General features: G+C 54.2%; 19 protein-coding genes and 3 tRNA genes. 16 read left to right on the forward strand and 6 right to left on the reverse strand.

The annotated features are described in order from the left end of the window. Window positions 1-8 precede the first annotated feature (8 nt). From ptsP to recD, 11 genes are all read left to right on the forward strand, one after another. Window positions 9-2255, forward strand: coding sequence for a phosphoenolpyruvate--protein phosphotransferase (gene ptsP / locus ICA20_RS04945; protein ID WP_038633322.1), 2247 nt, complete (start codon window positions 9-11; stop codon window positions 2253-2255). A 188-nt stretch (window positions 2256-2443) separates the two neighbouring features. Next, window positions 2444-3319, forward strand: a complete 876-nt coding sequence (lgt, locus tag ICA20_RS04950; protein WP_038633319.1) for a prolipoprotein diacylglyceryl transferase — start codon at window positions 2444-2446, stop codon at window positions 3317-3319. A gap of 6 nt (window positions 3320-3325) precedes the next feature. Then, on the forward strand, window positions 3326-4120 hold the full coding sequence (gene thyA / locus ICA20_RS04955) for a thymidylate synthase (protein ID WP_038633316.1): 795 nt from the start codon (window positions 3326-3328) through the stop codon (window positions 4118-4120). Window positions 4121-4304: 184 nt separating this feature from the next. Next, window positions 4305-4775, forward strand: a complete 471-nt coding sequence (locus tag ICA20_RS04960) for a prepilin peptidase-dependent protein (protein ID WP_038633313.1) — start codon at window positions 4305-4307, stop codon at window positions 4773-4775. After that, entirely contained in the window at window positions 4766-5329 is a 564-nt protein-coding gene (locus tag ICA20_RS04965; RefSeq protein ID WP_038633308.1) for a prepilin peptidase-dependent protein, read from the forward strand. The genes ICA20_RS04960 and ICA20_RS04965 overlap by 10 nt, the downstream gene beginning before the upstream one ends. Beyond that, the gene (locus ICA20_RS04970; protein WP_038633305.1) at window positions 5326-5733 is read left to right on the forward strand and encodes a DUF2509 family protein; all 408 of its coding nucleotides are present in this window, start codon (window positions 5326-5328) and stop codon (window positions 5731-5733) included. The genes ICA20_RS04965 and ICA20_RS04970 overlap by 4 nt, the downstream gene beginning before the upstream one ends. Next, entirely contained in the window at window positions 5718-6041 is a 324-nt protein-coding gene (locus ICA20_RS04975; protein WP_038633302.1) for a prepilin-type N-terminal cleavage/methylation domain-containing protein, read from the forward strand. The genes ICA20_RS04970 and ICA20_RS04975 overlap by 16 nt, the downstream gene beginning before the upstream one ends. Before the next feature lie 12 nt (window positions 6042-6053). Then, the gene (gene recC / locus ICA20_RS04980; RefSeq protein WP_038633301.1) at window positions 6054-9425 is read left to right on the forward strand and encodes an exodeoxyribonuclease V subunit gamma; all 3372 of its coding nucleotides are present in this window, start codon (window positions 6054-6056) and stop codon (window positions 9423-9425) included. Between the two features lie 176 nt (window positions 9426-9601). Continuing rightward, complete coding sequence (gene ptrA, locus ICA20_RS04985; RefSeq protein ID WP_038633297.1) at window positions 9602-12490, forward strand: pitrilysin; 2889 nt, start codon at window positions 9602-9604, stop codon at window positions 12488-12490. Then, window positions 12483-16028: an exodeoxyribonuclease V subunit beta gene (recB, locus tag ICA20_RS04990; RefSeq protein ID WP_038633296.1), complete on the forward strand. Its 3546-nt coding sequence runs from the start codon at window positions 12483-12485 to the stop codon at window positions 16026-16028. The genes ptrA and recB overlap by 8 nt, the downstream gene beginning before the upstream one ends. Next, on the forward strand, window positions 16025-17854 hold the full coding sequence (gene recD, locus ICA20_RS04995) for an exodeoxyribonuclease V subunit alpha (RefSeq protein WP_038633294.1): 1830 nt from the start codon (window positions 16025-16027) through the stop codon (window positions 17852-17854). The genes recB and recD overlap by 4 nt, the downstream gene beginning before the upstream one ends. Before the next feature lie 44 nt (window positions 17855-17898). On the opposite strand, the gene argA is transcribed toward recD, so the two are convergent. Beyond that, on the reverse strand, window positions 17899-19230 hold the full coding sequence (argA, locus tag ICA20_RS05000) for an amino-acid N-acetyltransferase (RefSeq protein ID WP_038633289.1): 1332 nt from the start codon (window positions 19228-19230) through the stop codon (window positions 17899-17901). Between the two features lie 234 nt (window positions 19231-19464). On the opposite strand from argA, the gene amiC reads away from it, so the two are divergent. Continuing rightward, a complete protein-coding gene (gene amiC / locus ICA20_RS05005; RefSeq protein ID WP_038633286.1) occupies window positions 19465-20718 on the forward strand; it encodes an N-acetylmuramoyl-L-alanine amidase AmiC in 1254 nt (417 codons plus the stop codon). A gap of 75 nt (window positions 20719-20793) precedes the next feature. Here amiC and ICA20_RS05010 read toward each other — a convergent pair. From ICA20_RS05010 to ICA20_RS05020, 3 genes are all read right to left on the reverse strand, one after another. After that, window positions 20794-20870: transfer RNA gene (locus tag ICA20_RS05010), tRNA-Met, on the reverse strand. 151 nt (window positions 20871-21021) lie between these two features. Next, window positions 21022-21098 (reverse strand) — tRNA-Met (locus ICA20_RS05015). Window positions 21099-21146: 48 nt separating this feature from the next. Then, a tRNA-Met gene (locus ICA20_RS05020) sits at window positions 21147-21223 on the reverse strand. A gap of 205 nt (window positions 21224-21428) precedes the next feature. On the opposite strand from ICA20_RS05020, the gene mltA reads away from it, so the two are divergent. Both mltA and tcdA read left to right on the forward strand, forming a co-directional pair. After that, window positions 21429-22526: a murein transglycosylase A gene (gene mltA / locus ICA20_RS05025; protein WP_038633283.1), complete on the forward strand. Its 1098-nt coding sequence runs from the start codon at window positions 21429-21431 to the stop codon at window positions 22524-22526. A gap of 134 nt (window positions 22527-22660) precedes the next feature. Continuing rightward, on the forward strand, window positions 22661-23467 hold the full coding sequence (gene tcdA, locus ICA20_RS05030) for a tRNA cyclic N6-threonylcarbamoyladenosine(37) synthase TcdA (protein WP_038633280.1): 807 nt from the start codon (window positions 22661-22663) through the stop codon (window positions 23465-23467). A gap of 78 nt (window positions 23468-23545) precedes the next feature. Here tcdA and csdE read toward each other — a convergent pair whose 3' ends face one another. Both csdE and csdA read right to left on the reverse strand, forming a co-directional pair. Next, window positions 23546-23992, reverse strand: coding sequence for a cysteine desulfurase sulfur acceptor subunit CsdE (gene csdE, locus ICA20_RS05035; protein WP_038633278.1), 447 nt, complete (start codon window positions 23990-23992; stop codon window positions 23546-23548). Further along, window positions 23992-25197 carry a cysteine desulfurase CsdA gene (gene csdA / locus ICA20_RS05040; protein WP_038642847.1) on the reverse strand — a complete coding sequence of 402 codons (1206 nt, stop codon included), beginning with the start codon at window positions 25195-25197 and terminating at the stop codon, window positions 23992-23994. The genes csdE and csdA overlap by 1 nt, the downstream gene beginning before the upstream one ends. 192 nt (window positions 25198-25389) lie before the next feature. Here csdA and ICA20_RS05045 point away from each other — a divergent pair, with 192 nt between their 5' ends. Then, a complete protein-coding gene (locus ICA20_RS05045; RefSeq protein WP_016154261.1) occupies window positions 25390-25617 on the forward strand; it encodes a YgdI/YgdR family lipoprotein in 228 nt (75 codons plus the stop codon). A gap of 362 nt (window positions 25618-25979) precedes the next feature. Next, on the forward strand, window positions 25980-26897 hold the full coding sequence (gene gcvA, locus ICA20_RS05050; RefSeq protein WP_038633269.1) for a glycine cleavage system transcriptional regulator GcvA: 918 nt from the start codon (window positions 25980-25982) through the stop codon (window positions 26895-26897). The last annotated feature ends 3 nt before the right edge of the window (window positions 26898-26900 follow it).

Genomic DNA, 26900 nt, shown 5'->3' on the forward strand with positions numbered 1-26900 from the left:
CGCAAATTATGCTCACCCGCCTGCGCGAAATAGTCGAAAAGGTGGCCAGTGCTCCGCGTCTTAATGAGGCGCTCAATATACTGGTTACCGACATCTGTCTTGCGATGGATACAGAGGTCTGCTCGGTCTATCTGGCCGATCACGACCGACGTTGTTATTACCTCATGGCGACACGAGGTCTGAAAAAACCACGTGGTCGCACCGTCGCACTCGCGTTTGATGAAGGTATCGTTGGCCTGGTTGGCAGGCTGGCGGAACCTATCAACCTCGCCGATGCGCAAAAACATCCCAGCTTTAAATACATTCCTTCGGTAAAAGAAGAGCGCTTTCGTGCGTTCTTAGGCGTACCGATTATTCAGCGTCGTCAGCTGTTAGGTGTGCTGGTGGTGCAGCAGCGTGAATTACGTCAGTACGACGAAAGCGAAGAGTCTTTCCTGGTGACGCTCGCCACGCAAATGGCGGCCATACTTTCCCAGTCGCAACTGAACGCACTGTTCGGCCAATACCGGCAAACGCGTATCCGTGCATTGCCTGCCGCTCCCGGCGTAGCCATTGCCGAAGGCTGGCAGGATGCAACGCTACCGCTGATGGAGCAGGTCTATCAGGCTTCAACGCTGGACCCGGTGCTTGAGCGCGAGCGGCTGACCGGCGCGCTGGAAGAGGCGGCGAACGAATTCCGCCGTTACAGCAAACGCTTTACCGCCGGGGCGCAGAAAGAAACGGCGGCGATCTTTGATCTCTACTCGCACCTGCTTTCTGATACCCGCCTGCGCCGCGAACTGTTTGCGGAAGTGGATAACGGCTCGGTGGCTGAGTGGGCCGTTAAAACGATCATCGAAAAATTTGCCGAACAGTTTGCCGCGCTGAGCGATAACTATCTCAAAGAGCGGGCCGGAGATTTACGCGCGCTGGGCCAGCGTCTGCTGTTCCATCTTGACGACTCGATCCAGGGACCGAATGCCTGGCCGGAACGTTTTGTGCTGGTGGCGGATGAGCTTTCCGCTACGACGCTGGCGGAACTTCCCCAGGACCGGTTAGTCGGCGTGGTTGTCCGGGACGGCGCAGCCAACTCTCATGCGGCGATTATGGTGCGTGCGCTGGGTATTCCTACCGTCATGGGGGCTGATATCCAGCCGTCAGTACTACACCGTCGAACGTTGGTGGTGGATGGTTATCGTGGTGAAGTGCTGGTCGATCCGGAACCGGTATTGGTCCAGGAATACCAGCGCCTTATCAGCGAAGAGATCGAGCTGAGCCGCCTGGCGGAAGATGACGTTAACCAACCGGCGCAGTTAAAAAGCGGCGAGCGCGTGAAGGTGATGCTCAATGCGGGTCTCAGCCCGGAACATGAAGAGAAGCTGGGCAGTCGGATCGATGGCATTGGTCTGTATCGCACAGAAATTCCTTTCATGCTGCAAAGCGGCTTTCCTTCGGAAGAAGAACAGGTTGCGCAGTATCAAGGGATGCTGCAAATGTTTAACGACAAGCCGGTGACTCTGCGGACGCTGGATGTCGGGGCCGATAAACAGCTGCCCTACATGCCGATCAGTGAAGAGAACCCATGCCTTGGCTGGCGTGGGATCCGCATTACGCTCGATCAACCGGAGATCTTTTTGATCCAGGTCCGGGCCATGCTGCGTGCAAACGCGGCAACCGGTAACCTGAGCATTTTACTGCCGATGGTGACCAGTATTGATGAAGTGGACGAAGCGCGACGCCTGATTGAACGCGCCGGACGCGAAGTGGAAGAGATGATCGGTTACGCAATCCCGAAACCGCGCATCGGCATCATGCTGGAAGTTCCGTCGATGGTGTTTATGTTGCCGCATCTGGCTAACCGGATAGACTTTATCTCGGTCGGAACCAACGATCTCACCCAATACATTCTGGCCGTTGATCGTAACAATACGCGGGTGGCCAGCATTTATGACAGCCTGCATCCGGGGATGTTACGTGCGCTGGCGATGATTGCGCAGGAAGCCGAAAGAAGCGGTATCGATTTGCGCTTATGCGGTGAAATGGCGGGCGATCCGATGTGCGTGGCCATTCTGATCGGCCTGGGTTTCCGTCATTTATCAATGAACGGTCGATCCGTGGCTCGCGTTAAATATCTGCTGCGCCATATCGATTTTGGCGAGGCGCAAACGCTGGCCCAGCGCAGCCTGGAAGCGCAGATGGCGGCAGAAGTACGCCATCAGGTGGCGGCCTTTATGGAGCGCCGTGGCATGGGGGGGCTGATTCGCGGGGGACTGTAGGCCTGATAAGCGTAGCGCTGTCAGACATTACGGGGGAAAGATTACCTATACAGATCTTTTACATCTTCCCGGCATCCGCTGCGATCCCCTTGTGCTATCATTCGCACCTTTGGAGCGCCTGCTTTACGCAGGCGCGCTTATCAATTGCTGTCTGACTTCAGCGAAATAACAAGAACTTGTGGTGACAGATGACCAGTAGCTATCTGCATTTTCCGGATTTCGATCCGGTCATTTTCTCAATCGGACCCGTCGCGCTTCACTGGTACGGCTTGATGTATTTGGTGGGTTTTATTTTCGCCATGTGGCTGGCGACGCGCCGTGCTAATCGTCCGGGCAGTGGCTGGACTAAAAATGAAGTAGAAAACTTACTGTATGCAGGCTTCCTCGGGGTTTTCCTCGGCGGACGTATTGGTTACGTACTGTTCTATAACTTCCCATTGTTCCTCGATAATCCGCTGTATCTGTTCCGCGTCTGGGATGGCGGTATGTCCTTCCACGGCGGACTTATCGGCGTGATTCTGGTGATGATTATCTTCGCCAGACGCACCAAGCGTTCGTTCTTCCAGGTTTCTGATTTCATCGCTCCGCTGATCCCGTTTGGTCTGGGCGCAGGGCGTCTGGGTAATTTTATCAACGGTGAACTGTGGGGACGCGTCGACCCGAACTTCAAGTATGCCATGCTGTTCCCGGGCTCCCGTACCGAAGATATTTTACTGCTGCAAACCAACCCGCAATGGCAGTCCATTTTTGATACCTACGGCTCGCTGCCGCGTCACGCCTCGCAGCTTTATGAGATGGCGCTGGAAGGGGTTGTACTGTTTATCATTCTGAACCTGTACATTCGCAAGCCGCGTCCTATGGGGGCGGTGTCCGGTCTGTTCCTGATTGGTTATGGCGCGTTTCGTATTATCGTTGAATTCTTCCGCCAGCCGGACGCACAGTTTACCGGCACCTGGGTGCAGTACATCAGCATGGGACAGATCCTCTCTATCCCGATGATTGTCGCAGGCATTATTATGATGGTTTGGGCGTACCGCCGTAGCCCACAGCAACACGTTTCCTGAGGAACCATGAAACAGTATTTAGAACTGATGCAAAAAGTGCTGGATGAAGGCACAAAGAAAAACGACCGTACCGGAACCGGAACGCTTTCCATTTTTGGCCATCAGATGCGTTTTAATCTGCAGGAAGGGTTCCCGCTGGTTACGACCAAACGCTGCCATTTACGCTCGATCATTCATGAGCTGCTGTGGTTTTTGCAGGGCGATACTAACGTTGCCTACCTGCATGAAAACAACGTCTCAATCTGGGATGAATGGGCGGATGAAAACGGTAATTTAGGCCCGGTTTATGGCAAACAGTGGCGCGCGTGGCCAACGCCGGACGGTCGCCATATTGACCAGATCACCACGGTGCTAAACCAGCTGAAAAATGACCCGGACTCTCGACGCATCATCGTTTCCGCATGGAACGTCGGTGAGCTGGATAAGATGGCGCTGGCGCCGTGCCATGCTTTCTTCCAGTTCTATGTGGCGGATGGCAAGCTCTCCTGCCAGCTGTATCAACGTTCGTGCGATGTGTTCCTCGGTCTGCCATTCAACATTGCCAGCTACGCCTTACTGGTACACATGATGGCGCAGCAGTGCGACCTTGAAGTGGGTGATTTTGTCTGGACCGGCGGCGACACGCACCTGTACAGCAATCATATGGATCAAACGCATCTGCAGCTTAGCCGCGAACCGCGCGCGTTGCCGAAGCTGATCATCAAACGTAAGCCTGAATCTATCTTTGATTATCGCTTCGAAGATTTCGAAATCGAAGGCTACGATCCACATCCCGGTATTAAAGCGCCAGTGGCTATTTAACCGGGCTTGATGCTGTCACAACCGACGCCTTCGCGCGTCGGTTTTTTTTGTCTGTCATTTCATTCTTCGGCGCGGGTTCCTGAAATATTGCAACGCTCTGCAACGCGTCAAATATTCCCCGTAGCTCGCCGTAGAAACCGAATTTCCCGCTCGTTATTCATTTTCCTCACGCCATACTGGCGGCATGAAAAAACAACAAGGCTACACGTTTCTCGAAACCCTGATTGCGATGCTGATTGTCGCGGCGCTTGGCGCGTCCGGGTTGTATGGCTGGCAGTACTGGCAACAGCAACAGCGCCTGTGGCAGACCGCCTGTCAGGTGCGGGACTACCTGCTGCAACTACGTGAAGATGCTAACTGGCGTAACCGCGATCACGTGATAAGCGTGATGGAGGATGGGCCATCGTGGTGTCTGGTCAGTGCTGCGGCTTTACAAGACGGGTGTAAACCAACTTCACCCCTGGTGTTTGCACCGCGCTGGGACGATGTCGAAATGGCAGAGATAACGCCTTCACTGGCCTTTTATGGGCTGCGCAATACGGCATGGGCTGGACATATTCGTCTGAAAAATGCGGCAGGCGAATGGCGCGTGGTGGTGTCAGGCTGGGGGCGGATCAGGCTTTGCGAGCGCGATGAGGCCAGGTCATGTCTGTAAACGAGCGGGGTTTTTCACTGCTGGAGGTGCTCATTGCTATGGTCATTAGCAGCATTTTACTGCTTAGCGCAGCGCGATTTTTACCCGCTCTGCAGCGAGAGATCCTGCGCAATACGCGCCAGCTAGCGCTGGAGGATGAAATATGGCAGCGGGTCTATACCGTGGCAAAACATCTTCAGCGGGCAGGGTATTGCCGGGGAAGCTGTGTCGGAGAGGGACTGGTGATATCGGCTAAGGGTGACTGTGTCATTGCCCGTTGGGATGCCAACAGTAACGGCATTTGGGAGAGCGTTCCCGCGAAAGAGTCCGATACCATCGGATTTCGTTTACAGGACAAAGTCCTGGAGACCCAGCGAGGAGCAACGAGTTGTAATGGCAAAGGGTGGGAGAAAATGACCGATCCAGCCACGATAGAGATTCAGGCGTTTAAGGTTGAGCGCCTGAATATTCGCGGATTTCAACCACTCCTTACGTTGCGTTTGCGTGGAGTGAGCAACGTCGAACCGCAAAAAGTCATTGAAGCCTTTTACAGTGTGACAGGTTTCAACCTGTGAATAGTGAGCGAGGTGTTTCGTCCCTGGCGATGGTCCTGCTACTGCTGGTGCTCGGCAGCCTGTTATTGCAGGGTGTTAGCCGACAAGAAATGAGTTTTGCATCGCGTGTTACAACAGAAAGTCGGTCTTTGCAACGGCAGGCGGTAGTGCAATCTGCCATCGAATGGGGACGCATGCAGTCCTGGGGCTTACAACCGGCTTTACAGTGTCGGCGTTATACCGGGCAGGATGTCGCGGTTTGCCTGCGACGACTTACTGAGACTTCCGTGCTGCTTATTGCGCATTATGAAGGGGTATCGTTATGGCGTCAGGGAGCGGTTATCGATGGCAATATCGAATTTTCGGCGCATGGCTGGAGCGATTTTTGTCCGTTAAAGGCGGTAGCGTTATGTCTGACTCCCTGAACAGACAACGTGGTTTTAGCCTGCCGGAAGTGATGCTGGCAATGGTGCTGATGATCATGGTTGTGACTGCGCTATCGGGATACCAGCGGGCGTTGATGAACAGTTTTATCGTCAGAAACCAGTATCAGCAACTCTGGCGTCACGCCTGGCAGCAAACCCAGCTGTATCCGTTTTCACCACCTGTGAACTGGCAGGTTAACCGAATGCAGACAACGGAAGCAGGATGTGTCAGCATCAGCGTTAAAATTTCTTCACCTCTGGGCAGGCAAGGTCAAATGACACGTCTGCATTGCCCGAACCGTCAGTAGTCAGGAGCCGCTATGTTAAGGGTCTACCACTCCAATCGTCTGGATGTGCTGGAAGCGTTAATGGAGTTTATCGTTGAGCGCGAGCGGTTGGACGATCCCTTTGAGCCGGAAATGATCCTGGTGCAAAGCACCGGTATGGCGCAGTGGCTACAGATGACCCTTGCACAGAAATTTGGTATTGCCGCCAACATCGATTTCCCGCTACCCGCGAGTTTTATCTGGGATATGTTTGTGCGCGTGCTGCCGGATATCCCGAAAGAGAGCGCGTTTAGCAAACAGAGCATGAGCTGGAAGTTAATGACCCTGCTGCCGCAATTGCTGGATAACGATGACTTCGCACTGCTGCGAAATTATCTGACGGACGACACCGATAAACGTAAGCTGTTTCAGCTTTCCTCTCGCGCGGCGGACCTTTTCGATCAGTATTTAGTTTATCGCCCTGACTGGTTAACGCAGTGGGAAGCGGGGCGCCAGATTGAAGGACTCGGCGAGGCTCAGGCATGGCAGGCGCCGTTGTGGAAAGCGCTGGTGGAATACACCGCAGAACTGGGTCAACCGCGCTGGCATCGCGCCAATTTATATCAGCGATTTATTCACACCCTGGAAAATGCGTCTGAATGTCCGCAGGGGCTGCCTTCTCGCGTCTTTATTTGCGGAATTTCGGCGCTACCGCCGGTTTACCTGCAGGCCTTGCAGGCGTTGGGTAAGCACATTGATATTCATCTGCTGTTTACCAACCCTTGTCGCTACTATTGGGGCGACATTAAAGATCCCGCCTGGCTGGCAAAGTTGCTGGCGCGTCAGCGTCGGCACAGTTTTGAAGAACGTCACCTGCCGCTGTTTCGTGATACTCAGAATGCGGCAGGATTGTTTAACAGTGATGGTGAGCAGGATGTAGGCAACCCGATGCTGGCCTCGTGGGGTAAGTTGGGACGTGATTATATTTATCTGCTTTCAGAACTGGAAAACAGCCAGGAGCTGGATGCGTTTGTCGATATAACCCCAGACAATCTTTTGCATAACATTCAGTCGGATATCCTCGAGTTACAAAGCCGGGCCGTGGCGGGCGTTACGCTGGACGAGTATTCCCGGAGCGACAACAAACGACTGCTTGATGTGAACGACACCAGCGTGACTTTCCATGTCTGCCATAGCCCTCAGCGTGAAGTGGAAATTCTTCATGACCGACTGCTGGCAATGCTGGAAGCAGATCCCACGCTGACGCCGCGCGACATTATCGTGATGGTGGCGGATATCGACAGCTATAGCCCGTTCATTCAGGCGGTTTTTGGCAGCGCGCCAGCCGACCGTTACTTACCCTATGCGATTTCCGACCGTCGGGCGCGTCAGTCTCATCCCGTCTTGCAGGCCTTTATCAGTCTTCTGTCGCTGCCGGATAGCCGTTTTGTCTCTGAGGATGTGCTGGCATTACTGGATGTCCCCGTGCTGGCGGCACGTTTCAATATTGATGAAGATGGTCTGCGCTATCTTCGTTTGTGGGTTAATGAATCAGGTATTCGCTGGGGAATTGACGACGATAACGTGCGTGAACTGGAACTTCCGCCAACGGGTCAACATACCTGGCAATTTGGTTTAACGCGCATGCTGCTCGGCTATGCGATGGAAAGCGCCCAGGGCGAGTGGCAATCGGTATTGCCCTACGATGAGTCGAGCGGTTTGATTGCCGAACTGGTAGGGCATCTGGCCTCGTTACTGATGCAGCTTAATCTCTGGCGTCGAGGACTGGCGCAGGAGCGCCCGCTGGAAGAGTGGCTGCCTGTTTGTCGGGACATGCTTAATGATTTCTTCCTGCCGGATGCGGATACCGAAGCGGCGATGACGCTGATTGAACAGCAGTGGCAGGCCATTATTACTGAAGGACTGGGGGCTGAGTATGGCGATGCCGTACCGCTTTCCTTGCTACGTGATGAGCTGGCGCAGCGTCTCGACCAGGAACGCATTAGCCAGCGCTTCCTGGCGGGGCCCGTTAACATTTGTACGCTGATGCCGATGCGCTCTATTCCTTTTAAGGTTGTATGCCTGCTGGGCATGAACGATGGCGTTTATCCGCGTCAGCTTGCGCCGCTGGGCTTTGATCTGATGAGTCAAAAACCGATGCGGGGCGATCGCAGCCGTCGCGATGATGACCGTTATCTGTTCCTCGAAGCATTAATTTCGGCGCAGCAAACGCTCTACATCAGCTACATTGGCCGCTCAATTCAGGATAACAGCGAACGCTTCCCGTCGGTATTGGTGCAGGAACTGATGGATTACATCGGGCAAAGCCACTATTTGCCGGGCGACGAATCGTTGACCTGCGATCAAAGCGAGGCCCGGGTAAAAGCGCACATTACACGTCTGCATACCCGCATGCCTTTTGACGCACAAAACTATCAGCCCGGCGAACAGCAAAGCTACGCCCGGGAGTGGCTGCCTGCGGCGAGCATGTCAGGAAAAGCGCATACGGATTTTGTGCAGCCTCTCCCCTTTGAAATGCCAGCCACGTTAACGCTGGAAACGTTACAGCGATTTTGGGCTCATCCGGTACGGGCCTTTTTTCAGATGCGTTTGCAGGTCAACTTTCGTTCTGAAGAAAGTGAGATCCCGGAAACTGAACCTTTTGTTCTGGAAGGATTAACTCGCTATCAGCTTAATCAGCAATTGCTTAACACGCTGGTTGAAGAGAACGATGCTGAACGACTGTTTCGCCGTTTTCGTGCGGCAGGCGTGCTGCCCTATGGGTCATTTGGCGAAATTCTGTGGGATACGCAGCGTCAGGAGATGCAGTCGCTGGCTGAACGCATTATCGCCTGTCGTCAGCCTTGCCAGAGCATGGAGATTGATCTCATCTGTAACGGTGTGCAAATCACCGGTTGGTTGCCGCAGGTGCAAGAGGACGGTTTGTTGCGCTGGCGCCCATCTTTGATAAGCATTGCCCAGGGGGTGCAACTTTGGCTGGAACATCTTGTCTATTGTGCCAGTGGCGGTACGGGAGAGAGTCGGTTGTTCCTGCGCAAAGACGGGGAATGGCGTTTCCCGCCACTGGCGGCAGAACAGGCGCTGCTGTATTTGTCGCAGCTCATTGAGGGATATCGGGAAGGCATGTCGTCGCCATTGCTGGTATTACCGGAAAGCGGCGGCGCATGGATAAAAACCTGTTATGACGCTGCAAATGATGCCATGTTAGAGGACGACGATACGCTGCAAAAAGCGCGCAGTAAGTTTTTGCAGGCTTATGAAGGCAACATGATGGTTCGTGGCGAAGGCGATGATATCTGGTATCAACGCCTGTGGCGTCAACTGGATGCCGAGACGCTGGAACGCATTATTTTACAGTCACAGCGCTATCTGTTACCGATTTTTCGCTTTAACCAGTCCCGATGATTGTATAAAAATTGCGCAACTTGATAGCTTCCACTATGATGCGCATTCTGTCACGGACTGATTCTTAAAAAGAGAAGATGCTGACTTGTTCAGCACGAAGTCTTGCCCTGTTCATGCCACGTATTGATACGTGGTTTGCAGTGAACAGGTGAATACGTTAATGATGAGGTTTGTGAATGCCCCGCAGCACCTGGTTCAGCGCATTACTGTTGTTCGTCGCCCTTTGGGTTCCCGTAAGTCAGGCAGATACCGGTTGGCAGCCTTTAGCTGAAACCATCCGTAAAAGCGATAAAGATACCCGCCAGTATCAGGCCGTGCGCCTTGATAACGGCATGGTCGTGTTGCTGGTATCCGATCCGCAGGCCGTGAAATCCCTTTCTGCACTGGTGGTGCCTGTTGGCTCGCTGGAAGATCCGGACGATCATCAGGGGCTGGCGCATTATCTCGAACACATGTGTCTGATGGGCTCGAAAAAATACCCGCAGCCCGACAGCCTGGCTGAATTCCTGAAAATGCATGGCGGCAGCCACAACGCCAGCACAGCGCCTTACCGTACGGCTTTTTATCTTGAAGTCGAAAACGACGCGCTGGTGGGGGCAGTGGATCGACTGGCGGACGCGATCGCCGATCCGTTGCTGGATAAAAAATATGCCGATCGCGAGCGTAACGCGGTGAACTCCGAGCTGACGCTGGCGCGTACCCGGGATGGGATGCGTATGGCGCAGGTCAGCGCTGAGACGATCAACCCGGCGCACCCTGGCTCGCGTTTCTCTGGCGGAAATCTGGAGACATTAAGCGATAAACCGGGTAACCCGGTGGTGCTGGCATTACAAAAATTTCATGAAAAGTACTACTCCGCGAACCTGATGAAGGCGGTGATTTATAGTAATAAACCACTGCCAGAGTTGGCGCGGATAGCCGCTGATACTTTCGGCCGCGTACCGAACAGAAATATCGAAAAACCGGAAATCACCGTACCGGTTGTCACCGACGCACAGAAAGGCATCATCATCCACTATGTGCCGGCAATGCCGCGTAAAGTCCTGCGCGTCGAGTTTCGTATCGATAACAACAGCGCAAAGTTCCGCAGTAAAACTGATGAACTGATAACCTACCTGATTGGCAATCGTAGTCCTGGTACGCTGTCCGACTGGCTGCAAAAACAGGGGCTGGTGGAGGGCATTCGCGCCGATTCCGATCCGGTGGTTAATGGCAACAGCGGGGTATTAGCCATTTCTGCGACGTTAACCGACAAAGGGTTGGCGAACCGCGATGAAGTTGTTGCGGCCATCTTTAGCTATCTCAATCTGTTACGTGAGAAAGGCGTCGATAAACGCTACTTTAACGAACTGGCGCACGTGCTGGATCTCGATTTCCGTTATCCTTCAATCACTCGTGATATGGACTACGTGGAATGGCTGGCTGATACCATGATCCGCGTTCCCGTCGAGCATACGTTGGATGCGGTGAATATTGCCGACCAATATGATGCGCAAGCCATTGCGCAACGTCTGGCAATGATGACGCCGCAGAATGCGCGTATCTGGTATATCAGCGCGAAAGAACCGCATAATAAAACCGCTTATTTTGTCGATGCGCCTTATCAGGTGGACAAAATCAGCGACAAAACCTTTGCTGACTGGCAGCAAAAAGCACAGGGCATTGCGCTGTCTTTGCCAGAGCTGAACCCCTACATTCCGGATGATTTCACGCTGATCAAAGCGGATAAAAAATACGCTCACCCGGAACTGATCGTCGATGAGCCGGATTTGCGCGTGGTGTATGCGCCGAGCCAGTATTTTGCCAGCGAGCCGAAGGCTGATGTCAGCGTGATCCTGCGTAACCCGAAAGCGATGGATAGCGCGCGCAACCAGGTATTATTCGCCCTGAACGATTACCTGGCGGGAATCGCGCTCGATCAGTTAAGCAACCAGGCATCGGTGGGGGGAATAGGTTTTTCGACCAACGCAAACAATGGTCTGATGCTTAACGCTAACGGCTACACTCAACGTCTGCCGCAGCTTTTTCAGGCGTTATTGAGCGGTTATTTCAGCTACACCTCAACCGATGAACAACTGGCACAGGCGAAATCCTGGTACGCCCAGATGATGGACTCTGCGGAAAAAGGTAAAGCCTACGATCAGGCGATTATGCCGGTGCAAATGCTGTCTCAGGTGCCCTATTTCTCACGCGATGAACGTCGCGCGCTATTGCCATCCATTACGTTGCAAGAGGTGATGTCCTACCGCGATGCGTTAAAAGCGGGGGCGCGGCCTGAGTTCCTGGTGGTGGGTAATATGAGCAAAGCTCAGGCTACAACCATGGCGCAGGATATTCAGAAACAGCTTGGCGCGAAGGGTTCGCAGTGGTGCCGGAACAAAGAAGTGGTCGTGGACAAGAAGCAGTCCGTCATCTTTGAGAAAGCGGGCAGCAGCACGGATTCTGCGCTGGCGGCGGTATTTGTGCCAACTGGCTATGACGAATACAGCAGTTCAGCCTACAGCGCCATGTTAGGGCAAATTGTTCAGCCGTGGTTCTACAATCAACTGCGTACTGAAGAGCAGTTAGGCTATGCCGTATTTGCTTTCCCGATGAGCGTTGGGCGTCAGTGGGGGATGGGGTTCCTGTTACAAAGCAGTGATAAGCAACCGTCTTACCTCTGGGAGCGTTATAAAGCATTTTTCCCGACGGCGGAAGCGAAGCTGCGGGCAATGAAACCTGAAGAGTTTGCACAAATTCAGCAGGCGATCATTGCGCAAATGCTACAGGCGCCGCAAACGCTGGGGGAAGAAGCCTCACAGTTAAGCAAAGATTTTGATCGCGGCAATATGCGCTTCGATTCACGTGATAAAATAGTGGCTCAGATTAAACTGCTGACGCCGCAAAAACTTGCCGACTTCTTCCATCAGGCGGTGGTTGAGCCGCAAGGCATGGCGATACTGTCACAGGTTTCCGGCAGTCAGAACGGGAAAGCAGAATACGTGCGCCCGGAAGGCTGGAAAGTGTGGCAGACCGTCAGCGCGTTGCAGCAAACCTTACCCCTGATGAGTGACAAGAATGAATGATGCCGCTGAGTCCCTTGATCCACTGCGCTTGCCCCTGACGGGCGAGCGCCTGATTGAAGCCTCTGCGGGCACCGGTAAAACTTTTACTATCGCCGCCCTGTATTTACGTTTACTGCTTGGACTGGGCGGCTCTGCCGCCTTTCCACGTCCTCTGACCGTTGAAGAACTGTTAGTGGTCACCTTTACCGAGGCGGCCACAGAGGAACTGCGTGGCCGAATTCGTAGCAACATTCATGAGCTGCGCATTGCCTGCCTGCGCGAAACCACCGACAACCCGCTATATGCCCGTTTGTTAGACGAAATAGCCGATAAAAAACAGGCTGCCCAGTGGCTGCTATTGGCTGAAAGACAGATGGATGAAGCGGCGGTGTTTACCATTCATGGTTTTTGTCAGCGCATGCTGAGCCTCAACGCCTTTGAGTCAGGCATGCTGTTTGAACAGCAACTGATTGAAGACGAATCACTGCTGCGTTATCAGGCGTGCGCGGACTTCTGGCGGCGGCATTGCTATCCGTTGTCCCGCGACATTGCGCAGGTCATTTTTGAAACGTGGAAAGGTCCTCAGGCGCTATTGAGGGATATCGATCGCTATCTGCAGGGCGAAGCGCCGGTGATCAAGGCTCCCCCGTCCGATGACGAAACGCTGGCCTCCCGACACGAACAAATTCTCGCCCGCATTAACCGGATTAAGCAGCAATGGCGCGGCTCTGTTGATGAGCTGGACGGGCTGCTGGAAGCCTCCGGGATCGATCGACGTAAATTCAATCGCGGTAACCAGAGCAAGTGGATCGAAAAGATCAGCGCATGGGCACAGGAAGAAACCCAGAGTTACCAGCTTCCTGACGCGCTGGAGAAATTCTCACAGCGTTTTCTGCAAGAGCGCACCAAAGCGGGGGGCGTAACGCCTCAGCACCCGCTTTTCGTCGCCATTGATGAACTACTTAGCGAACCGTTAACTCTCCGCGATCTGGTGATCACCCGGGCGCTGGCGGAGATCCGTACCGCTGTTGCTGAGGAGAAGCGTCGACGCGGCGAGCTTGGCTTTGACGATATGCTCAGCCGTCTGGATGCGGCGTTGCGCAGTGACAGCGGCGATGCGCTGGCGGCGGCTATCCGTACCCGTTTCCCGGTCGCGATGATCGATGAATTTCAGGATACCGATCCGCAGCAGTACCGCATATTCCGCCGGATCTGGCAGCATCAGCCGGAGACCGCGCTGCTGTTGATTGGCGATCCCAAACAGGCTATTTATGCGTTTCGCGGCGCGGATATTTTCACCTATATGAAGGCGCGCAGCGAAGTCAGCGCACACTATACGCTCGATACCAACTGGCGTTCTGCCCCCGGCATGGTCAATAGCGTGAATACGCTTTTCAGCCAGATGGACGACGCCTTTATGTTCCGCGAAATCCCCTTTAGCCCGGTAAAATTTGCAGAGAAAAACCAGTCGCTGCGGTTTGTTTTACATGGTGAAACGCAGCCCGCAATGAGTATGTGGCTGATGGAAGGGGAAAGTTGTGGCGTAGGCGACTACCAGAACTACATGGCGCAGGTGTGCGCGACGCAAATTCGCGACTGGCTGAAGGCCGGACACTCTGGTGATGCGCAACTGGTCAGCGGTAAAGCATCCAGGCCGGTACGCGCCTCAGACATCAGCGTACTGGTTCGTAGCCGCCAGGAGGCGGCGCTGGTCCGCGATGCCCTGACGCAACTGGCGATTCCCTCCGTCTACCTTTCCAACCGTGACAGCGTATTTGAAACGCTGGAAGCGCAGGAATTGCTGTGGATGCTGCAAGCGGTGATGACGCCGGAACGTGAAAACACACTGCGTAGCGCGCTGGCGACCTCAATGATGGGGCTGAATGCGCAGGATATTGAAGCATTAAATAACGATGAGAATGCCTGGGATGCGGTAGTTGAAGAATTCGACGGCTATCGTCAAATCTGGCATAAACGCGGCGTCATGCCGATGCTGCGTGCGCTGATGACAAACCGCCAGATTGCGGAAAACCTGCTGGCGACGGCAGGGGGCGAACGCCGTCTGACCGATATTTTACATATCAGCGAACTGCTCCAGGAGGCGGGATCGCAACTGGAAAGCGAGCATGCGCTGGTGCGCTGGTTGTCCCAGCATATGCTTGAACCGGACAGCAATGCGTCAAGCCAGCAGCTAAGACTGGAAAGCGACAAGCACCTGGTACAAATCGTGACTATTCATAAATCGAAAGGGCTGGAATACCCGCTGGTCTGGCTGCCGTTTATCACGAATTTCCGCGTCCAGGATCAGGCGTTCTACCACGATCGCAGCTCCTTTGAAGCGGTACTGGACCTCAGTGACGCCAGGGAGAGCGTTGAGCTGGCAGAGGCTGAACGCCTGGCGGAAGACCTGCGCTTGCTCTACGTTGCGCTAACCCGTTCGGTATGGCACTGCAGCCTCGGCGTTGCGCCGTTGGTACGCCGTCGGGGCGATAAAAAAGGGGATACCGATGTGCATCAGAGCGCCCTTGGTCGTCTGTTGCAAAAAGGTGAGCCAATGGATGCCGTGGGACTGCGTGGCGCGATTGACGCGCTGGGTTGCGACGATATTGCCTGCCTGACGCCAGGTCAACCTGACGGTGAGCGCTGGCAGGTTGCGCAGCCGGTCAGCGCCACATTGAGTGCGAGAACACTGCAACGCACCCCCGGCGATGGCTGGCGCGTGACCAGTTATTCCGGACTGCAACAGCGCGGACATGGAATCGCGCAGGATCTGATCCCGCGCCTGGATGTTGATGCCACAGGCGTTGGCGAGGTCATTGCGGAGTCAGGACTCACCCCGCATCAATTTCCGCGCGGCGCCTCGCCGGGCACGTTTTTGCATAGCCTGTTTGAGGACCTTGATTTTACCCAACCGGTAGATCCTCGTTGGGTCGAGGAAAAACTGGCCTTGGGCGGTTATGACGCGCATTGGACGCCGGTTTTGACCGCATGGCTGGACGCCATTTTGCAGGCGCCTCTTAACGAGACGGGCGTCAGTTTGAGCCAACTTTCCGCCCGTGAAAAACAGGTGGAGATGGAGTTTTATCTGCCGATTTCGCAGCCGCTGATGGCCAGCCGACTTGATGCGTTGATCCGTAAATACGATCCGCTCTCAGCGGGCTGCTCTGCGTTGGATTTTATGCAGGTACGCGGCATGCTAAAAGGGTTTATTGACCTGGTGTTTCGTCATCAGGGGCGTTATTACCTGCTTGATTACAAATCTAACTGGCTGGGTGAAGACAGCGCAGCCTACACGCAGCAGGCGATGGCCTCAGCCATGCAGGCGCATCGCTACGACCTGCAATATCAACTTTATACCCTGGCGCTGCATCGCTACTTACGCCATCGCATTGCTGATTATGACTATGAACGCCATTTTGGCGGCGTTATCTATCTTTTCCTGCGCGGCGTTGATGGCGAGGATCCGCAGCAGGGAATTTACGCCACCCGACCAGACGGAGAATTGATCGCTTTGATGGATGAGATGTTTGCCGGTGCGGAGCTGGAGGAGATGTCATGACAATCCAGAAACGATTACTGGAAGCCGTTGAGCAAAAACAGCTCCGGCCTCTGGATGCCCAGTTTGCGCTGGCAGTGGCCGGAAATGGTAATCCTGCGGTTGCGCTGGCTGCGGCATTGCTCAGCCGCGAAGCGGGAGAAGGGCACGTCTGCTTACCGCTTTCGCGATTATCCTTACGCGAAGATGCTCATCCTTTGTTAAGCGCCTGGCTTGCTGAGATGGGCGAGCCTGAAGACTGGGTGGAATGTTTGCTGGCCTCCGGGGCAGTAAGCCGTGGCGAGCAACCGACCCCGCTGGTGCTGTACGGCGATCGCCTGTATCTGAACCGCATGTGGCATAACGAACGCGCGGTGGCGCGTTTTTTCAGTGAAGTTAACCACGCCATTGAGGTGGATGAACAACGGCTGACTGACACGCTGGAGGCGCTGTTTCCATCATCGGAAGGCGTTAACTGGCAAAAGGTGGCCGCTGCTGTGGCGCTGACCCGCCGTATATCAGTGATCTCCGGCGGGCCGGGCACCGGAAAAACGACAACGGTCGCGAGACTTCTGGCGGCGTTGATCCAGATGGCGGACGGTGAACGCTGCCGTATTCGTCTGGCGGCGCCAACGGGAAAAGCGGCTGCGCGTCTGACCGCCTCGCTGGGGGCGGCGTTGCGAGAACTGCCGCTTACCGATGAGCAAAAGAAACGCATTCCCGATGATGCCAGTACGCTGCATCGGTTATTAGGCGCTCAGCCTGGCAGCCAGCGCCTGCGTCATCATGCGGGGAACCCGCTGCATGTGGATGTACTGGTGGTGGATGAAGCTTCGATGATTGATTTGCCGATGATGTCGCGCCTTATCGATGCCCTGCCGCCGCACGGGCGGGTGATTTTTCTCGGCGATCGTGACCAGCTCGCCTCCGTCGAGGCGGGGGCGGTGCTCGGGGATATCTGTGCTTTTGTCAGCGAAGGATTTACCCCGGAACGCGCCCGGCAGCTTAGTCGCCTGACCGGTAGCGCTATTCCGGCGGGAACGGGTACTCAGGCGGCGGCGTTGCGTGACAGCTTGTGTCTGCTGCAAAAAAGCTATCGTTTCGGCAGTGATTCCGGGATCGGTCAATTGGCTGCTGCGATTAATCGCGGTGACAAAGCTGCGGTAAAAACGGTTTTCCAGCAGGGATTCAGCGATATCGAAAAACGCACGTTACGCAGCAGTGAAGATTACGCCGCGATGCTGGATGAGGCGCTGGCAGGTTATGGGCACTACCTGGATTTACTGCATGAGGGCGCCGCGCCGGATGCCATCATTCAGGCCTTCAATGAGTATCAGCTGCTGTGCGCTTTGCGGGAAGGGCCGTTTGGCGTAGGCGGTTTGAATGAGCGCATTGAGCAGGTGATGGCGCAAAAACGTAAAATTCACCGTTCGACGCACAGTCGTTGGTATGAGGGAAGACCGGTGATGATTTCGCGCAATGACAGTTCGCTGGGGTTATTTAACGGTGATATTGGCATTGCCCTCGATCGCGGACAAGGGCTGAGGGTGTGGTTTGCGTTGCCGGACGGTTCGATTAAGTCGGTGCAACCCAGCCGCTTGCCTGAGCATGAAACCACCTGGGCGATGACGGTGCACAAATCGCAGGGCTCTGAGTTTGACCATGCGGCGTTGATTTTACCCAGCCAGCATTCCCCCGTGGTTACCCGCGAGCTGGTCTATACCGCCGTAACCCGCGCGCGCCGCCGCCTTTCGCTGTATGCCGATGAACGAATATTGGGCGGGGCAATTGTTATGCGTACCGAACGCCGCAGCGGGCTATCAGTATTATTTAATGACGGCATGATGTAGCTGCCGGCCGGATGAGGCTGTTATGCCGCATCCGGCAACCACGCCTAGGCCAAATCAGCCATCAGCACTTTTGATCGCCGCTGATAGTTGTACATCTCTTTCTTGCTTTCCGGCAGCAGGTCGATATCCACCGGCGTGAAGCCGCGCTCCTGGAACCAGTGGATGCTGCGGGTGGTCAGTACGAACAGCTTACTCAGCCCCATTTGCCGGGCCTGCGCGGCGATCCGCTCCAGCAATACTTCCCCACGTGACGAACTACGGTAATCCGGGTGTACCGCCACGCAGGCCATTTCGCCAATCCTCTCTTCCGGGAAAGGATACAGTGCGGCGCAGGCGATGGTCAGGTTATCGCGCTGAATAATGGTGAATTTGTCGATCTCCATTTCCAGTTGCTCGCGGGAGCGGCGGACCAGAATGCCTTGTTGTTCCAGCGGACGGATCAGCTCCAGAATGCCGCCGATATCGTTAATGGTGGCGCGGCGAATTTGCTCCGCGCTTTCCATCACGATTTGCGTACCGATGCCATCGCGGGAGAACAGTTCCTGCAGCAACGCGCCATCTTCCTGATAGCTGATCAGGTGGCAGCGGCGTACGCCACTGCGACAGGCTTTCACCGCACCACGCAGGAAGCGCACCGTACCTGAGCTGTAGTCACCTTTCTCTTCCTGTGACTCGACGCGCGCCTGGGCTTCGTTAGGGAACAATTCGGAAATAATATCGCCATCATCGTTGGTGACCCCCTGGGAGGAGCAAAAGCCAATCATTTTCTCCGCCTTCAGTTTGATAGCCAACTGCGTGGCGACCTCTTCTGACGTCAGATTAAAGCTCTCACCGGTAACGGAAACGGCGACTGGCCCCATCAGGACTATCGCGCCACTGTCCAGTTGACGGTGAATGGCCTCTTCATCAATACGACGAATACGCCCGCTATGGCAGTAGTCCACGCCGTCATCAACGCCCAGCGGCTGGGAGATAATAAAATTACCGCTGACCACATTGATATGCGCACCCTGCAATGGCGTATTATTCAGGCTCATCGACAGGCGGGCGGTAATATCAAGCTGGAGCAACCCAGCAGCCTGTTTGACCAGCTCCAGGGTTTTAGCGTCGGTGACGCGCGTATTCTTGTGGTACACCGGCTCATAATGATGCGCCGCAAGATTGGCATCAATCTGCGGTCGTGCGCCATAGACCACGACAAGGCGGATGCCGAGGCTATGAAGAAGCCCAATGTCATTGACGATACTGGAAAAGTTTTCATGCTCGATGGCTTCGCCGCCCAGCATAATGACAAACGTTTTTCCCCGATGGGTATTGATATAGGGAACAGAATGGCGGAATCCCTGTACCAGTTCGGTTCTACGCTCCTTCACCACGGCACACCCTCATTGCATGATTATTCGTAATTTGTGTATTTTTATTCTGTTTTGGTGCTGTGCGCAAGCGTAATTTTTACTCATGCCGAAGATTTTTTTCAGTAATGCCGTGAATATAAAAAGAATGTTTACCCTTTTATAGATGACAGATTATGCGTCATTCGTTAAAGTTTCCGGTCAATTCGGACGTTTTACGTATTACTTCAATAAAGATTTCTTTTGCTCGGGAGAAGCATGTCGGGATCCAATTCAGCAATCAGTCGCCGTCGTTTACTGCAAGGTGCGGGTGCTATGTGGCTTTTGAGCGTCAGTCAGGTTGGTCTGGCTGCCGTGAGTCAGGTCGTTGCCGTTCGTATCTGGCCTGCGTCCAGTTATACCCGCGTCACGGTGGAATCCAACCGTTTGCTGAAATACAAACAGTTTGCCCTGAGTAATCCTGAGCGTGTGGTTGTCGATATTGAAGGCGTTAATTTGAACTCGGTGCTTAAGGGCATCGGCGCGCAGATTCGTCCTGACGATCCCTATATTAAGTCGGCGAGAGTCGGGCAATTTGACCCGCAGACCGTGCGGATGGTGTTCGAGCTGAAACAGAATGTGAAGCCGCAACTCTTTGCCCTGGCCCCCGTCGCCGGTTTTAAAGAGCGTCTGGTCATGGATCTTTATCCTGCCAATGCGCAGGATGTTCAGGATCCGCTGCTGGCGCTGCTTGAAGATTACAACAAGGGCGATCTGGATAAACAGGTGCCGCCTGCGCAAAGTGGTCCGCAGCCGGGTAAAGCGGGGCGCGATCGTCCGATTGTCATTATGCTGGATCCCGGGCACGGTGGAGAAGACTCCGGTGCGGTGGGGAAATACAAGACGCGTGAAAAAGATGTGGTACTGCAAATTTCCCGTCGCCTGCGAGCCCTTATTGAAAAAGAGGGCAACATGAAGGTCTTTATGACGCGTAATGAAGATATATTCATTCCGCTAAAAGTGCGTGTGGCGAAAGCGCAGAAACAGCGTGCAGACCTGTTTGTCTCTATTCACGCCGATGCCTTTACCAGCCGGCAACCCAGCGGCTCATCGGTGTTTGCGCTCTCGACGAAAGGGGCGACCAGTACCGCGGCAAAATATCTGGCCCAAACCCAGAACGCTTCGGATCTCATCGGTGGCGTCAGCAAAAGCGGTGACCGTTATGTCGACCACACCATGTTCGATATGGTGCAATCGCTGACCATCGCCGACAGCCTGAAGTTTGGTAAAGCGGTGCTGAATAAGCTTGGTAAAATCAACAACCTGCATAAGAATCAGGTTGAGCAAGCTGGGTTCGCGGTGCTGAAAGCGCCGGATATTCCTTCCATCCTCGTGGAAACGGCATTTATCAGTAACGTCGAAGAAGAGCGTAAGCTGAAGACGGCGACCTTCCAGCAGGAAGTGGCGGAGTCGATTCTGGCAGGGATTAAAGCTTACTTTGCCGATGGTGCGACGCTGGCGAGAAGGGGATAACAAAAAAGCGCTGAAAAGCGCTTTTTTTTACGAACGACAGATACAAAAAAACACCCGTTAAGGTGCTTAATGTGTTGGTTGCGGGGGCCGGATTTGAACCGACGACCTTCGGGTTATGAGCCCGACGAGCTACCAGGCTGCTCCACCCCGCGTCCGTCTTTTTGCTTCGTATTTCAAACCACATCTGCGTTGGCTTTCCTCGTTCACCTCAGTCACTTACTGGTGTAAGCTCTAAAGGATTCACTGCGTCGCCGCCTTGCTGTGATTCGAACTACTTTGCAAAAATATTGCAGCAAATATGATTGGTTGCGGGGGCCGGATTTGAACCGACGACCTTCGGGTTATGAGCCCGACGAGCTACCAGGCTGCTCCACCCCGCGTCCGTCATTACTCTTCCATCGAGTAACGTTACTGCTTCTGATTTTAATTGGTTGCGGGGGCCAGATTTGAACTGACGACCTTCGGGTTATGAGCCCGACGAGCTACCAGGCTGCTCCACCCCGCGTCCGTGGATGCGCACTATACTCTGCTCGCATTTTCATGCAACCCTTTTTTCACCTTGATCACGTTTTAAGGGTGAAAATGAACAAAAACAACGTATTCTGGATTATTTTTTGCGCAAAATTTGCGTTCGGGTATGCATACGCATTTCATTAGGTACGGGGGTTTGTTATCTTCGTCTCGCATTCAGGCAACATAAGACGAGAACAATGAAAGGACGTTGGGCAAAATATCTTCTGGCGGGAGCAGTCGTTGCGATGCTCGCCGCGTGTTCCTCAAAACCCACCGATCGTGGGCAGCAGTATAAAGACGGGAAATTTACCCAGCCTTTCTCACTGGTGAACCAGCCTGATGCGGTTGGCGCGCCAATCAATGCCGGTGATTTCGCCGAGCAGGTTAATCAAATTCGCAGCGCTTCGCCGCGTTTGTACGGTAACCAGAGCAACGTCTACAACGCTATCCAGCAATGGTTACGTGCGGGCGGTGATACGCGCAGCATGCGTCAGTTTGGTATTGACGCGTGGCAAATGGAAGGGGCGGACAACTACGGTAACGTCCAGTTTACGGGTTATTACACGCCGGTTATTCAGGCGCGCCACACGCGTCAGGGCGAGTTCCAGTATCCTATTTATCGCATGCCGCCAAAACGCGGACGTTTACCCTCTCGTGCCGAGATCTACGCAGGCGCGCTAAGCGATAATTATATTCTGGCGTACAGCAACTCCCTGATGGACAACTTTATTATGGATGTTCAGGGCAGTGGCTATATCGATTTTGGCGACGGCAGCCCGCTAAACTTCTTTAGCTATGCCGGGAAAAACAGCCATGCCTATCGCAGTATCGGTAAGGTGTTGATTGATCGTGGCGAAGTGAAAAAAGAAGATATGTCGATGCAGGCCATTCGCCACTGGGGAGAGACGCACAGCGAGGCCGAAGTGCGTGAGCTGCTGGAGCAGAATCCATCGTTTGTCTTCTTTAAGCCGCAATCTTTTGCGCCGGTGAAAGGGGCCAGCGCGGTACCGCTGATTGGCCGCGCATCGGTGGCTTCTGACCGCAGTATCATTCCTGCGGGCACCACGTTACTGGCGGAAGTCCCCTTGCTGGACAATAACGGTAAGTTCACCGGTCAGTACGAACTGCGCCTGATGGTGGCGCTGGATGTGGGCGGTGCGATTAAAGGCCAGCACTTTGATATCTATCAGGGCATTGGCGCTGACGCTGGACATCGTGCCGGGTGGTATAATCACTACGGTCGCGTATGGGTGCTGAAAACAGCGGCCAACGCGGGTAACGTATTTCGCGGTTAATTGCCGGATGGCGCTTCGCTTATCCGGCCTATATTACTGAGTAGGCCTGATAAGGCGTAGCCGCCATCAGGCAGTGATGCAGTCATCAAGGGCGGTATTTGTCCGCTCTTTTTGTTTTCTATATTTGAGGTTCTATGTCTGTGGTTATCAGTGACGCCTGGCGTCAGCGTTTTGGCGGCACGGCGCGGCTGTATGGCGAAAATGCGCTGCAGTTATTTGCCGGCGCGCATGTTTGCGTGGTCGGGATTGGCGGTGTGGGATCGTGGGCGGCGGAAGCGCTGGCGCGTACCGGCATTGGCGCGATTACGCTCATCGATATGGATGATGTTTGCGTCACCAATACTAACCGTCAGATCCATGCGCTGCGCGATAACGTTGGTTTAGCAAAAGCTGAGGTGATGGCGGAACGTATCCGCCAGATTAACCCGGAGTGCCGGGTGAACGTGGTCGATGATTTTGTTACGCCAGATAACGTTGCGGAGTATATGAATGCGGGTTATTCGTATGTCATCGATGCGATTGACAGCGTGCGCCCGAAAGCGGCGCTCATTGCGTACTGTCGGCGTAATAAGATTCCGCTGGTAACCACCGGCGGTGCGGGCGGCCAGATCGATCCGACGCAGATTCAGGTGGTTGATCTGGCAAAAACCATTCAGGATCCGCTGGCGGCCAAGCTGCGTGAGCGGCTGAAGAGTGATTTTGGCGTGGTGAAAAACAGTAAAGGCAAGCTGGGCGTGGACTGCGTGTTCTCGACCGAGGCGCTGGTTTACCCGCAGGCAGATGGCTCGGTGTGTGCCATGAAGGCGACGGCAGAAGGGCCAAAACGTATGGATTGCGCCTCAGGGTTTGGCGCCGCCACCATGGTGACGGCTACCTTTGGCTTTGTAGCCGTTTCCCATGCGCTGAAGAAGATGATGGCGAAAGCGGCGCGCCAGAGTTGATTGTGTCGGATAGCGTTATGCTTATCCGACCTACAGTTCGTGCGGTGTTATAGGCCGGATAAGACGCATCAGCCGTCGTCATCCGGCTTGCCGGGCAGCCTCAAGAATCGCCTCGTTCAACGCATGCAGGCCCTGGCTTCGCGAGGCGCTGAGTTGCGCGCTTAACCCTAACTCGTCAAATAGCGCCATGGGTGAATGCGCCCGTAACTCGGCTGCGGTTTTACCTTCAATGGCGGTGAGCAATACCGCCAACAGCCCGCGCACAATGCGGCCTTCGCTGTCGCCGAAGAAATGCAGGGTGCCATTCTCGTGCAGGGTATATCCCAGCCAGACGCGGTTTTCACATCCCGCTATCTCTTTTGCCTGCGCCCTTAGCGCTTCCGGCAGCGCCGGAAGCTGCTTACCCAGCAGAATTAGCTGACGATATTTATCCTCCCACTGGCTGAGCGGGGCAAACGTAGTACGCAATGTCTCTTCCGTTACGGTTGTGCCAAACGGGTGTCCGGCGAATAAAGGGCTTGTCATTAATCCACCAATATTTCCAGCGCGCGGTCAACGGCTGCGACCAACGCATCCACATCACTTTGCGTATTATAGGGCGCAAAAGAGGCGCGTAGGGTCCCGGATACGCCCAGCTCCGCCAGCAGTGGTTGTGCGCAGTGTTGCCCTGCGCGCAGCGCAATGCCATATTCGGCCAGCAGCGTCACCATATCACTGTGATGAACGCCAGCGAAATCAAAGGCTAACAGACTGGAGTCCTGACAACGGAAGGAACGAAAACCGGGACGTTTCGCCAGGGCGTCTTCTGCCAGCGTCGCCAGACCCCGGCTCCAGTTTTCGGCCTGCGCAACATCAATATCCGCCAGCCACTCGAGCGCCGCGCTTAGCCCGATGACGCCCGCTACGTTAGGCGTACCGGCTTCCAGCTTCCAGGGGGCTGCCTGGGTGGTGAAACCGTCAAAGCTGACTTCGCTAATCATCTTGCCGCCGCCGAGCCACGGGGACATGGCCTCCAGTAATTCTGGCTTACCATACAGTACGCCAATACCGGTAGGGCCATACAACTTGTGGCCCGAGAAGGCATAGAAATCAATATCTAACTGCTGCACGTCAGCGGGAAAATGCACAATTCCCTGCGCGCCATCAACCATCACCACCATGCCAGCCGCATGGGCGAGCGTAATGGCGCGGGCTAAATCCGGGCAACCGCCGGTGACGTTCGACATCTGCCCCAGCGCCAGAATGCGACTGCGCGGAGTGATGAGCTCAACCAGACGCTCGACGTCCGGTAGCAAATGGGCGTTGAGCGGGAGTTTGACTACCTTAGCGCCCGTTTGCTCTGCCACCATCAGCCACGGAACGAGATTGGCATGATGTTCCGCCACGCTGACGATAATCTCATCGCCCGGCCGTAAGCGCGGACGCGCATAGCTTTGGGCAACCATGTTGACAGCTTCCGTTGTGCCACGGGTCCAGACTATCGTTTTGTCATCCGGGGCGTTGATCAGGCGCGCGGCCTTTTCCCGTGCGGCCTCATAGCGCGCGGTCAGGCGTTGCGCTTCGGCAAACTGGCTGCGATGCACGTTCCCGGCGCTCAGGCTATAAAATTGCTGGGTCGCCTCAATCACGGATTGCGGCTTCAGTGCAGTAGCAGCGCTGTCGAGGTAGACGCCGGCATCGTTGAGTGCGGGAAATTGCGCGCGAAACTGCGCGGGATTAAATGCGTTCATGGTCATCCTCAGTTCAATAAACCGATCGTCGCGCAAAACAGGCGCTGACACAAGGGTTGTGCTAACCATCGGAATACTCTGGATATCCTGGCAAAGTCCTCACAGTGTCTTATGCTAAATAGCGTTAGGCGAGCAATTTTGCCTGTTACGGAGTGTGTTTTTAATAGCATAAATCGCTTTAAGGAGAAGAAGATGAAAAAGACTGCCGCAATTATCTCTGCCTGTATGCTGACTTTTGCCCTGAGCGCCTGTTCTGGATCGAATTACGTGATGCACACCAACGATGGTCGATCAATCGTATCTGATGGCAAGCCACAGACCGACAATGAAACGGGAATGATTTCGTATAAAGACGCTAACGGCAACAAACAGCAGATCAACCGTACCGATGTGAAAGAGATGGTAGAACTGGATAACTAACCGGTCGCCATCGACAGAAAGTCGGACAAAAAAAAGCACCGCAATTTGGCGGTGCTACATTAATCACTATGGACAGACAGGGTAAATGTACAGGAAGTGAAAAAGGGTAGCTTTGCTACCATGGTCTGAATCGCAGACCAATTGCAAACACAACAACACAACATCACAACCGTAAGCCAAAAGCCCACCAGAACACGCATTCCGATAAAACTTTTCGTTCCGGCTTCAGGAAGTGCCGCCACTATAGGTATTTGCTGGTAGAACCTCAACGGACAATTTATAATGGCTCAGATAAAAAAAACTAATAGGTTACATCCTGTTAGATAATTGTTAAATTCATTTAACATCAAAGCCTAAAAGTCATGTCAAAACGATTACCACCCCTAAATGCATTGCGTGTTTTTGATGCCGCAGCGCGCCATTTGAGCTTTACCCGCGCAGCGGAAGAGCTTTTTGTGACGCAGGCCGCAGTAAGTCATCAAATCAAGTCACTTGAGGATTTCCTGGGGCTGAAGCTGTTTCGTCGACGCAATCGATCTCTGCTGTTAACAGAAGAGGGTCAAAGCTATTTCCTCGACATCAAAGAGATTTTTTCGCAATTAACTGACGCGACGCGTAAACTTCAGGCACGCAGTGCAAAAGGTGCGCTTACCGTTAGTTTATTGCCCAGTTTCGCGATCCAATGGCTGGTGCCCAGACTCTCTAGCTTTAACTCAGCTTATCCGGGAATCGATGTCAGGATCCAGGCGGTGGACCGTCAGGAAGACAAACTGGCTGACGATGTTGATGTGGCGATTTTCTACGGACGCGGCAACTGGCCGGGTCTGCGTGTTGAAAAATTGTACGCAGAATATTTATTGCCGGTCTGCTCGCCGCTGTTACTTACTGGTGATAAGCCCCTGAAGACGCCGGATGACCTGGCAAAACATACATTGTTGCACGATGCGTCGCGGCGTGACTGGCAAGCCTATACGCGCCAGCTTGGCCTGAATCATATCAACGTACAGCAGGGACCTATCTTCAGCCATAGCGCCATGGTGCTACAGGCTGCTATCCATGGACAGGGGATTGCGCTGGCGAATAACGTTATGGCGCAGTCCGAAATTGAAGCCGGACGTCTGGTCTGTCCGTTTAACGATGTTCTGGTCAGCAAAAACGCGTTTTATCTGGTTTGTCATGACAGTCAGGCAGAACTGGGTAAAATAGCCGCCTTCCGTCAGTGGATACTGGCGAAAGCGGCCTCGGAACAAGAAAAATTCCGCTTTCGTTATGAACAATAAATT

The sequence above is a fragment of the Citrobacter sp. C5_2 genome (assembly GCF_014596845.2).
Taxonomy (GTDB): Bacteria; Pseudomonadota; Gammaproteobacteria; order Enterobacterales; family Enterobacteriaceae; genus Citrobacter; species Citrobacter werkmanii.

Coding starts and splice junctions, on each gene's coding strand:
- ptsP (WP_038633322.1), top strand. CDS start 9: ATGCTCACCCGCCTGCGCGAAATAGTCGAAAAGGTGGCCAGTGCTCCG.
- lgt (WP_038633319.1), top strand. CDS start 2,444: ATGACCAGTAGCTATCTGCATTTTCCGGATTTCGATCCGGTCATTTTC.
- thyA (WP_038633316.1), top strand. CDS start 3,326: ATGAAACAGTATTTAGAACTGATGCAAAAAGTGCTGGATGAAGGCACA.
- ICA20_RS04960 (WP_038633313.1), top strand. CDS start 4,305: ATGAAAAAACAACAAGGCTACACGTTTCTCGAAACCCTGATTGCGATG.
- ICA20_RS04965 (WP_038633308.1), top strand. CDS start 4,766: ATGTCTGTAAACGAGCGGGGTTTTTCACTGCTGGAGGTGCTCATTGCT.
- ICA20_RS04975 (WP_038633302.1), top strand. CDS start 5,718: ATGTCTGACTCCCTGAACAGACAACGTGGTTTTAGCCTGCCGGAAGTG.
- recC (WP_038633301.1), top strand. CDS start 6,054: ATGTTAAGGGTCTACCACTCCAATCGTCTGGATGTGCTGGAAGCGTTA.
- ptrA (WP_038633297.1), top strand. CDS start 9,602: ATGCCCCGCAGCACCTGGTTCAGCGCATTACTGTTGTTCGTCGCCCTT.
- recB (WP_038633296.1), top strand. CDS start 12,483: ATGAATGATGCCGCTGAGTCCCTTGATCCACTGCGCTTGCCCCTGACG.
- recD (WP_038633294.1), top strand. CDS start 16,025: ATGACAATCCAGAAACGATTACTGGAAGCCGTTGAGCAAAAACAGCTC.
- amiC (WP_038633286.1), top strand. CDS start 19,465: ATGTCGGGATCCAATTCAGCAATCAGTCGCCGTCGTTTACTGCAAGGT.
- mltA (WP_038633283.1), top strand. CDS start 21,429: ATGAAAGGACGTTGGGCAAAATATCTTCTGGCGGGAGCAGTCGTTGCG.
- tcdA (WP_038633280.1), top strand. CDS start 22,661: ATGTCTGTGGTTATCAGTGACGCCTGGCGTCAGCGTTTTGGCGGCACG.
- csdE (WP_038633278.1), bottom strand. CDS start 23,992: ATGACAAGCCCTTTATTCGCCGGACACCCGTTTGGCACAACCGTAACG.
- csdA (WP_038642847.1), bottom strand. CDS start 25,197: ATGAACGCATTTAATCCCGCGCAGTTTCGCGCGCAATTTCCCGCACTC.
- ICA20_RS05045 (WP_016154261.1), top strand. CDS start 25,390: ATGAAAAAGACTGCCGCAATTATCTCTGCCTGTATGCTGACTTTTGCC.
- gcvA (WP_038633269.1), top strand. CDS start 25,980: ATGTCAAAACGATTACCACCCCTAAATGCATTGCGTGTTTTTGATGCC.